We start from the raw sequence: 1,897 nt of genomic DNA, 5'->3' as shown, positions 1-1,897 counted from the left end.
CACCCCTATGAAGATGACGACGGAAGAGGCCTTTGTTAAGGTTTTGCAGATGCATGGAATTGAGCATGCGTTTGGGATCATTGGCTCGGCGATGATGCCGATTTCGGACCTGTTTCCGAAGGCTGGGATCATGTTCTGGGACTGTGCGCATGAGGGCAGCGCGGGGATGATGGCGGATGGCTACACCCGTGCCACCGGCAAGATGTCGATGATGATTGCGCAAAACGGCCCGGGCATCACCAACTTTGTGACCGCCGTCAAGACTGCCTACTGGAACCACACGCCGCTTCTGCTGGTGACCCCGCAGGCGGCCAACAAGACCATCGGTCAAGGGGGCTTTCAGGAAGTCGAGCAGATGAAGCTGTTCGAGGACATGGTTGCCTATCAGGAAGAGGTCCGCGACCCGACCCGCGTCTGCGAGGTTCTGAACCGTGTGATCATGCAGGCCAAGCGCGCCAGCGCCCCGGCCCAGCTGAACATCCCGCGCGACATGTGGACCCAGGTTGTCGATATCGACCTGCCCGCCATTGTCGAGTTCGAGCGCCCCTCGGGCGGCGAAACCGCCGTGGCCCAGGCGGCCGAGCTGCTGTCGAACGCCAGGAACCCTGTCATTCTGAACGGCGCCGGTGTGGTTCTGGCCGAAGGCGGCATCGAGGCGTCGAAAGCGCTGGCCGAGCGTCTGGATGCGCCGGTCTGCGTCGGCTACCAGCACAATGACGCCTTCCCGGGCAGCCACCCGCTGTTTGCCGGTCCGCTGGGCTATAACGGTTCGAAAGCGGGGATGGAGCTGATCAGCGAGGCGGATGTTGTCCTGTGCCTCGGCACCCGTCTGAACCCGTTCTCGACCCTGCCGGGCTATGGCATCAACTACTGGCCCGCGGATGCCAAGATCATCCAGGTTGACATCAACCCCGACCGTATCGGCCTGACCAAAGCTGTCAGCGTCGGTATCATCGGCGACGCTGCCAAGGTGGCAAAGGGCATTCTGGCCCAGCTGAGCGACACCGCCGGTGACGAAGGCCGCAAGGAGCGCAAAGAGCGCATCGCGCAGAAGAAATCGGCCTGGGCGCAGGAACTGACCTCGATGACCCACGAGGATGACGATCCGGGCACCACCTGGAACCAGCGTGCCCGCGCGGCCAAGCCCGACTGGATGAGCCCGCGCATGGCGTGGCGCGCCATTCAGGCGGCACTACCGAAAGAGGCGATCATCAGCTCGGACATCGGCAACAACTGCGCCATCGGCAACGCCTATCCGTCGTTTGAAGAGGGGCGCAAATACCTGGCGCCGGGCCTGTTCGGCCCCTGCGGCTATGGCCTGCCCGCCGTCGTCGGTGCCAAGATCGGCTGCCCGGATGTTCCGGTTGTGGGCTTTGCCGGTGACGGTGCCTTTGGCATCGCGGTGAACGAGCTGACCGCGATCGGCCGCGAGGAATGGCCCGCCGTGACCCAGATCGTGTTCCGCAACTACCAGTGGGGCGCGGAAAAGCGCAACTCGACCCTGTGGTTCGACGACAACTTCGTGGGCACCGAGCTGGACACCAAGGTGTCTTATGCCGGTATCGCGCAGGCCTGTGGCCTGAAAGGCGTTGTCGCCCGCACCCAGGACGAGCTGACCGCGGCGCTGAACCAGGCGATCGAGGACCAGAAGAACGGCATCACCACGCTGATCGAGGCCCTGATCAACCAGGAGCTTGGCGAGCCTTTCCGCCGCGACGCGATGAAAAAACCCGTCGCAGTCGCCGGCATCAGCGCCGATGACATGAAAGCGCAGGGCGCTTAACCCCAGGACGAGGCCGGAGCACATGACCCTGACACCCGTCGAGCTGTTGCGGCAAAACGCTCCGGCCACCCGTCCCATAATCGCCCTCAGCGAAGGCAACGACCCCCGCATCAC

Annotated in this window: 1 protein-coding gene; it reads left to right on the top strand. The window is 63.6% G+C overall.

Translation table 11 applies throughout. The annotated features are described in order from the left end of the window. Positions 1–7: 7 nt before the first annotated feature. Positions 8–1,783, top strand: coding sequence for a sulfoacetaldehyde acetyltransferase (gene xsc, locus ACR0JI_RS21900; protein ID WP_209508319.1), 1,776 nt, complete (start codon positions 8–10; stop codon positions 1,781–1,783). Positions 1,784–1,897 lie beyond the last annotated feature (114 nt).

It is taken from the genome of Ruegeria sp. N10, from assembly GCF_056531545.1.
Note: the sequence above shows the minus strand (reverse complement) of the source record. Positions and strands in the feature narration are given on the sequence as shown.

Bases quoted from the DNA above. Each gene is read 5' to 3' on its own strand.
- xsc (WP_209508319.1), top strand. From the start codon at position 8: ATGAAGATGACGACGGAAGAGGCCTTTGTTAAGGTTTTGCAGATGCAT.